The sequence below is a fragment of the Nocardia sp. No.11 genome (genome assembly GCF_038752175.1).
Taxonomy (GTDB): Bacteria; Actinomycetota; Actinomycetes; order Mycobacteriales; family Mycobacteriaceae; genus Nocardia; species Nocardia canadensis.
Genome location: NZ_JBCGFB010000190.1, coordinates 1 through 7,534 on the forward strand (window position 1 = coordinate 1; position 7,534 = coordinate 7,534).

Sequence of the window (7,534 nt, forward strand, 5' to 3'; positions counted from 1 at the left end):
GACGACAGCGAGCACCCGCGCGTTCTCGGTGACCACATGCCTGGCCCGCCGCCGCAGCAGCGGATCGGCGAGCCGGGGCAGGTCGGCCTCGGTGGCATCGCGCAGGGCGCGCACCCCCAGCACGGCGGCGGCCGCCTCGCACTGCGCCCGGCGCTCGGCATACGCGCCGTCGGCCAGGTCGTGCGGATGGCCGGTGTCGGCGACGATCAGTGCCAGCCCCGCCGCCGCGAGATCGAACGGAATCTGCTCCACCGCAGCGGGTTCGGGGCCGTCGGGCGCCGTGAAGGCGCGCACGTCGAGGAACAGCGCGTGACCCGCCGTGCACAGGATCGACGCGGACTGGTCGAGCAGCCCGGTCGGCACCCCGGCGAAACCGTTCTCCGCGGCGCGCGCGATCTCGACGACGGCGCGATCGGTGAGTTCGGGCGCGAACAACTCGCGCAGCGCCACCGTCACCGCGCAGCACAGCGCCGCCGAGGACGACAATCCCGCCCCGATCGGCACCGCGCCGTCGACCTCGAGCCGCACCCCCTCGATCGGATGCCCCCGGCGTGTGAACTCGACCACCACCCCGAGCGGATACCGCGCCCACCCGGGCACCCGATCACGCTGCGCCGCAAGCTCTCGCACCGCGACCACGACGACCTCGCCCGGCCGCTGCGCCGAGGTGAGCCGGACCCGGCCGTCCGCGGTGGGCCCGGCCGCGCAGACCACGCCCAGCGGCAAGGCGATGGGCAGCACGAACCCGTCGTTGTAGTCGGTGTGCTCACCGATGATGTTGACCCGGCCGGGTGCGATCCAGCTGTCCATCTTTCGGCTCCTCTACACTCGTCGACGCTGCGGCGATCCCACCACACACCCTGTCGGCCGGGTGCCGCGCACCGGGTACCGAATCGGTATCCGGCAATGCGCGCAAGGGCACGACAACCGGGTGCCGAACGTGTCATGATCGACTGAGTTGTAAAGGTTTTGAGCGTCTCTTACGTTCGATCGGCGCTCGTCGCGTGCGCAGCAGGATCGAGGGGGGCTGATGACCATCAGCGAGACATGCCGGCGGAACCCGCGCTGGTACGCGATCGTCCTCGGGGCGGCCGGGGCCGCGCTGCTCGCGCCGCTGCTCGGCACGCGGTCACTGTCGTTCCTGCTGCTGGTCGCGATTGTCGCGGGCAGTCTGGCGATGATCGGCTACGGCCTCTACAGTCACCGGCCGGCGCACCGGACGCCCTGGTACCTGCTGGCCACCTCGGTCCCGCTGTTCGCGGCGGGGACCGCGATACGCGAACTCGGTTTGCACAGCGCGTGGCGCCCCGTCGATGATCTGTGCACCGTGGCCGCCTATCTGTGCCTCGGGCTGGCGGCGGTGGGCTGGCTGCAACCGCGCCGCGTGGCGGGCGCCCGCGATCTGTGGCTCGACTCGATGCTGATCGGGCTCAGCGCCCTGCTGGCCTCGTGGACGTTCCTGATCTCGCCGATCCTGCGCCACCCCACCGGTTTCGACACCGTGCTGGCCGCGAGCTACCCGGTGATCGACGCGCTGCTGCTGACCGTGCTCGCGCACTCGCTGGCCACCGTGGTCCGCAGCGAGACCGCGTTGCGGCTGCTGCAGGCCGCGCTGATCGCGGTGCTCGTCGGCGGGCTGCTCGAAAGCCTCACCGCCGCGGGCACCGTCCTCGTCGACAGCGGTTTCGCGCTGGTGCCGCAACAGTGGGCGTACCTGCTGGCGGGGTTGGCCGCGCTGCACCCGACGATGGGCGTGGCGCACGTGGCCGACGACGCGCACCCGCACCGATCGCGCAGACGCGCGGGCGCGATCGCGGTGGCGCTGGTCGCCGCCTCGCTGGTGAGCGTCGTCGGCGCCGACCTCGGCTCGGGCGACCGGGTGGTGATCTGCCTGCTGCTCACCCTGCTGCTGGTCGGGGTGCTGGTGCGCAGCGAACGCGCGATCGCCCGGAGTCTGCGCAGCGAGCGCCGCGCCCAGTACCAGGCCGACCACGATCTGCTCACCGGCCTGTTCAACCGGGGCGCGCTGCTGCGGGCGCCGCACCGGCATCGCCGGGAGTGGGCCGGAAAACCGTTGTGCCTGTTGTTCATCGATCTCGACGGTTTCAAGATGGTCAACGACAGCTACGGGCACGCCGTCGGCGACGAACTGATCGCCGAGGCCGCCGCCCGCATCCGCCGCACCGCCCGGCGCAGCGACGTCACCGCCCGCTACGGCGGTGACGAGTTCGTCGTGCTCGCCGCCCGCAGCCGGGCCGAGGCGGCGGTACTCGCCCAACAGCTGCTCGGCGCGTTCGTGCGGCCGTTCGATCTGAGCTGCGGCGAGATTCCCATCACCGCCAGCATCGGCGTCGCCTGTGTGGCCACCCGGCCGACCGACTCCACGGTCTTCGACCTGATCCGCGCCGCCGACGCCGCGATGTACCACGCCAAGGAATACCGCCTCGGCCTCGCCTTCCACGACAGCCTGCGCCAGAACACCGGGCCCCGGGTCCTGCGCAGTACCGGAAGTCCCACCAGCACAGCGGTATAGCCGTGCGGGTGGGGACGGCGCTCAGTCTCCTAGTTCGGCAAGGAGCCTTTTGGCCGCCTCCAGTTCGGCCTGCAGCTGGGCGACCTTGGCCTGCTGCGCGCCCCGCGCGGCCTCCAGGATCCCGGCCACGACTTCCTCGACCTCCGGGTGCAGGATCTTGGCGGCCTGGGCGACGGCGCCACTGCTCACCGCCAGCCCCTTCACACTGCGCTTCTTGCCGTTGACCACGTCGACGGTCCACTCACCGTCGGACGTGCCGGTGAGGGTGACGGTCACCTCGGGCGCCTTGGGCTTGCGCGCCGCCGTGGTCTTCGCCGCCGGACGCGGTGTCGCCGGCTTGGGCGCGGCGGACTCGTCGGGGACGGGCGCGAGCGACCGAGGAGCGGGCGGCGTCGGTGCGGCGCTCGGCAGGGTCGACGGCTGGGTCACAGTGTGGTCCTTTCGATTGCTCGGCTCGGGGACACTCTCCGGGCGGGTCCGCGAGGATCCGCCCGGCGCTACGGTAGTCGCGCGGGCCGGCTTGGTCAGCGTCACCTCGCTCGGTCCGAACGACAGCACATCTTTGGAACCGGTGGGCTTCACCTGCAGGAAGTCGCCGTCGGCCGGGTCGCCGAGGGCGACGACCTTGCCCGACTTGCCCTCCGCGACGCCGACGGCGGCGGCGGTGAACCACACCATCGGCGGTTTGCCGTCGGCCAGCTCACCCGCGATGCGCGCGAGCTCGGCCTCGGACAGTACCTGCGGGGCGGATCGGCGGGATGCGGACTTGGTGCTCGGCGAGGACATCGTGGACTCCGGAGGTTGGTGCGTTCTACAGCGTGGTGTGCTGGAGATGATGCCGCACGCCACCGACATGTTCCGGGCGAGCCCACCGTCACGGCCCGAAAACCCGTCCGATGACGGGCTTCCCGGCCGTCCGCGGATCAGTCGCGGGCGGCGTTGCCCGCGGTCGTCGGGCGGATGTTGGCGCGCACCGCGGCGACATCGGGATACCCGTTGACGGCCATCAGCAGATCGGCCTCGGCGGCGTAGCTGCGCAGCAGGTGCACCAGTCCGCGCACCCCGCCCAGCGCCAGCCCGTACACGTACGGCCTGCCGAGCCCGACCATGGTCGCGCCCAGACCCAGCGCCTTGACGACGTCGGCGCCGGAGCGGACGCCGGAGTCGAACAACACCGGCACCCGGTCGTCACACGCGGCGACGACGGCGGGCAGCGTCTCGAGCGCGCTGAGCCCGCCGTTGGCCTGGCGCCCACCGTGATTGGAGCAGTAGATGCCGTCGGCGCCGAAGTCGATCGCCTTGCGCGCGTCCTCGGGGTGCGAGATGCCCTTGAGAATGATCGGCAGCTCGGTCAGCGAGCGGAGCCAGGTCAGGTCGTCCCAGGTCAGCGAGTTGCCGAAGGTCGCGATCCAATGCAGGACAATCAGCTTCGGATCATCGGAGCCGACCATCGCCTGGAACACCGGGTCGCTGGTGTAGTTCTTCAGCACGTGCCCGCGCAGCTGCGGGAAGTTGCCGCTGGACAGGTCGCGCGGACGCCAGCCGGGGACCCAGGTGTCGAGGGTGACGGTGATGCCCGCGTAGCCGGCCGCCTCGGCGCGGCGAACCAGGCTCTCGGCCAGCTCCCGGTTCTTCGGCGTGTACAGCTGGAAGAACGCCGGTGTGTCGCCCGCGTGCGGACGGACGTCCTCGAGCGGGTCCTCCATCAGCGTCGAGAACATCGCGGGTACACCGGTTTTCGCCGATGCCTGGGCCACCGCGATGTCACCGTGCCCGTTCTCGCCGACCAGGCCGATCACGCCGACCGGGGCCAGGAACAGCGGACTGGCGAAGGTGTGCCCGAAGGCGGTGACGGTGAGATCGCGCTCGGTCGCCCCGACCAGCATCCGGGGCACCAGCCCCCAGTCGGCGAAGGCCTCGGCATTGCGGCGCTGGGTGAGCTCGTCGCCCGCCCCACCGGCGATGTAGTTCAGCAGCGTGTCGGGCAGCGCGGCGGTCGCCTTGCGCTCGAGCGTCGCGTAGTCCATGGGAAATTCGGGCAGATTCCCACCGAGCGCGGCCAGGTAGATCTCGTTCTGATAGTCGGCGAACTGACTCATCGCTGAACTTTCGCATGCGAGCCGGGGTTCACAGACCCCAGGGGGGATGTAAGGTGCGTCATACTCGTAAGTAGACAGCAGCGTACCCAGCAGCACGTTCCGAGATTGTGAGTGCCCCTGTCGTGACCCTCGTCGAACACTCGGCCGCACCCGCCGACCCGGACGTTCTCCTCGCTCGGCGCATCACCCACGGTGCGATCCGCTACCTCACCCTCCTCGCCTGTGGCCTCTCCCAGGATTCGATGGACCTGCTCACCTCGGTGACCGACCGACTACGCGCCGCCGAGGGCGCGCTACGCGATCCGCTCACCGCCGATCTCGGCTTCGACTGATCACCGCAGCCGGGCGGTGAGCGCGGCCAGGTCGGCCAGCCGATGCGCCCGCGCGATCTCGGCCGGCGTGAACGGTTCGTCGGGACGCACGAATCCCCAGCGATCGTCGTCGCGTTCGAGTTCCAGCACGGTGCCCTCGCCCACATCGCCCGCCGCGGGCGTGCCGGGCGCGAGATAGCGCGCGCCGAGCAATTCGGCGACGGCCAAGGGCAATTCGTCCGGATCGCCCACGATCCGGGCCGCGATGGCCAGCGCCTTGGTCTGACCGTCGATCAACGACAGCACCGTCGCGGGCCAGACCCGCACCCCCGAACCACCCGCCTGCACCACCGCCGAGGTGAGACTGTGCACGGTGACCCCCTCGGGCGCGGCGACGACGAGTTCGTCGAGCACCGCGTCCTCGAGTTGATGCACGTGCACCGTGAGGATGTTGGCCCCGCGCTGCGCCAGGTGTTTGGCCAGCGTCTCCAGCGCGCCCGGCCGGTCCGCCAGCCTGACCCGGATCCGCCACAGTGCCTGCGCCTCGTCGATCCGGTCGCGGTGGCGTAGCTCCGGGCCGTGCAGCCAGCCGCCCAGCATGCGCATCGCCCCCGGCTCGACCACCCAGATCACCAGGATCGTGGTGGTGATCGTCAGCAGGGCGACGGTGAGCAGATAGGGCGGGTGCAGGTGGATCACCAGCGCGTGCAGCGCCAGCTCCACCGGGAACACCGCCGCCAGTTTGGCCAGCGCCAGCCGGGTTCGGCGCGGGTGCGGCAGCCGCCCGCACACCTCGCAGGCCAGGGCCGTGACACGGGGTCGCACTGCGATTCGCCACATGCGGCTCAGCGTCACCCGCGCACGTGTCGATCATCGACGAGACACGTAAACGGGGCGTGACAGTCGCACCGAAACCGCTTGACCTGCACCGCCTTCCACGGTGACACCCGCCACGCGCACCGCGCAGATGTGACCGCGAGCACCCGGGACCGAATGGTGACCGACGATAGCGCCGCGCAACGATTGTGACTCGGCTCACTACAATTGATTGACAAAGCAACACAAACGGGCATAAAACAATATGAGTACACATTCAGCGCATCGGAGGAACCCATGTACGCCGAGGAACGGCAGCAGGCCATCGCGACCCTCATCGGGCATCGCGGACGGGTCTCCGTCGCCGAACTGGCCGATCAGTACGGGGTCACCACCGAGACCGTGCGGCGCGATCTCGCCGTCCTGGACCGGCTCGGCCTGATCCGGCGGGTGCACGGCGGCGCGGTCGGCGCGGGCGCGCTGACCACCATCGAGCTGGGTACCGCCGAACGCGACAACACCCGCGCCGCCGAGAAGGACCGCATCGCCGTGCTGGCCCAGCGCCACCTGCCCGCTTCCGGCGGCAGCGTGCTGTTCGACGCGGGCACGACGACGGCCAGGGTGGCCGCCGAGCTGCCGACCGACCTGGACCTCGTCGCGGTCACGAACTCACTGCCGATCGCCACCCGGCTCACCGGTTTCGCCGGGGTGCGGGTGCACCTGCTCGGCGGGCGGGTGCGCGGGGTCACCCAGGCGGCCGTCGGCGCCGAGACACTGCGAATGCTCGGCGAGCTGCGGGTCGACGTCGCCTTCGTCGGCACCAACGCGCTCACCGTCCGGCACGGCCTGTCCACGCCCGATCCCGAGGAGGCCGCGGTGAAGCGCGCGATGATCGCCGCCGCGGACCGGGTCGTCGTGGTCGCCGACGCGGGCAAGGTCGGCCGGGAGGATTTCGTCCGCTTCGGCAGCACCGACGACATCGATGTGCTGGTCACCGATACCGACATCCCGGCCGGCGCGCACGCGGACCTGGTCGCGGCGGGCATCGAGGTGGTCCTCGCATGATCGTCACCCTGACCACGAACCCGAGCGTGGACCGCACGGTCACCCTCACCGGACCGCTGCGACGCGGGCAGGTGCATCGCGCCGCCGGGGTCACCGCGCAACCCGGCGGCAAGGGCGTGAACGTCGCGCGCGTCGTCGCGGCGGGTGGCGCGCCGGTCGTGGCGGTGCTGCCGGGGGCCGAGGACGATCCGGTGGTGCACGGATTGCGCACGGCGGGGATCGGTTTCCGTACCGTGCCGGTGCCGGGTGAACCACGCATCAACCTGACCATCGCCGAGACCGACGGCACCACCACCAAGATCAACGCGCCCGGCCGTCCGCTGACCGGCCGCGAGCTGGCCGAGCTGACGGCGGTGCTCGTCGAGCTGGCCGCCGGGGCCGACTGGATCGTGCTGTCCGGTTCGCTGCCGCCCGCGGTGCCGGTCGACTGGTACGCCGAGCTGGTCGCGCGGTTGTCGCCCCTCGGCGCGTCCGCGAACGGCGCTACCCGCACCCGCATCGCGGTCGACACCTCCGACGCGCCCCTGCTGGCACTGTTCGCCGAATCTGTCGGCGTCGCACCCGATCTCATCAAGCCCAACGCCGAGGAACTCGCCCAGCTGACCGGGCTCGACCCGGTCGACCTCGACGACCCCGTGGCCGCCGCCGCGGCCGCCGCCCGCCTGGTCGATCGGGGCGTCGGCGCGGTGCTGGCGACCCTCGGCGCGGCC

Annotated in this window: 8 protein-coding genes; 4 read left to right on the forward strand and 4 right to left on the reverse strand. The window is 71.2% G+C overall.

Annotated elements, in window-relative coordinates; genetic code table 11:
* The coding region (locus V8688_RS30410) for a galactokinase family protein (protein ID WP_342802233.1) at positions 1 to 810 on the reverse strand (810 nt) is incomplete at its 3' end.
* A gap of 220 nt (positions 811 to 1,030) precedes the next feature.
* Between V8688_RS30410 and V8688_RS30415 the strand changes: the two genes are divergently transcribed.
* Positions 1,031 to 2,533, forward strand: coding sequence for a GGDEF domain-containing protein (locus tag V8688_RS30415; RefSeq protein ID WP_316575822.1), 1,503 nt, complete (start codon positions 1,031 to 1,033; stop codon positions 2,531 to 2,533).
* Between the two features lie 21 nt (positions 2,534 to 2,554).
* Here V8688_RS30415 and V8688_RS30420 read toward each other — a convergent pair whose 3' ends face one another.
* Together V8688_RS30420 and V8688_RS30425 are read right to left on the reverse strand one after the other, a co-directional pair.
* Positions 2,555 to 3,319 (reverse strand): DUF6319 family protein, encoded by a 765-nt coding sequence (locus tag V8688_RS30420; RefSeq protein WP_316575823.1) that lies wholly within the window; start codon positions 3,317 to 3,319, stop codon positions 2,555 to 2,557.
* 137 nt (positions 3,320 to 3,456) lie between these two features.
* A complete protein-coding gene (locus V8688_RS30425) occupies positions 3,457 to 4,632 on the reverse strand; it encodes an alpha-hydroxy-acid oxidizing protein (protein ID WP_342802234.1) in 1,176 nt (391 codons plus the stop codon).
* A 107-nt stretch (positions 4,633 to 4,739) separates the two neighbouring features.
* Between V8688_RS30425 and V8688_RS30430 the strand changes: the two genes are divergently transcribed.
* Complete coding sequence (locus V8688_RS30430) at positions 4,740 to 4,964, forward strand: hypothetical protein (RefSeq protein WP_218720997.1); 225 nt, start codon at positions 4,740 to 4,742, stop codon at positions 4,962 to 4,964.
* On the opposite strand, the gene V8688_RS30435 is transcribed toward V8688_RS30430, so the two are convergent.
* Positions 4,965 to 5,783: an amino acid-binding protein gene (locus V8688_RS30435; RefSeq protein ID WP_218720998.1), complete on the reverse strand. Its 819-nt coding sequence runs from the start codon at positions 5,781 to 5,783 to the stop codon at positions 4,965 to 4,967.
* Positions 5,784 to 6,056: 273 nt separating this feature from the next.
* On the opposite strand from V8688_RS30435, the gene V8688_RS30440 reads away from it, so the two are divergent.
* Positions 6,057 to 6,824 carry a DeoR/GlpR family DNA-binding transcription regulator gene (locus tag V8688_RS30440; protein WP_218720999.1) on the forward strand — a complete coding sequence of 256 codons (768 nt, stop codon included), beginning with the start codon at positions 6,057 to 6,059 and terminating at the stop codon, positions 6,822 to 6,824.
* Positions 6,821 to 7,534: PfkB family carbohydrate kinase (locus V8688_RS30445; RefSeq protein WP_342802235.1), on the forward strand; the 714-nt coding region annotated here is incomplete at its 3' end. The genes V8688_RS30440 and V8688_RS30445, both read left to right, overlap by 4 nt.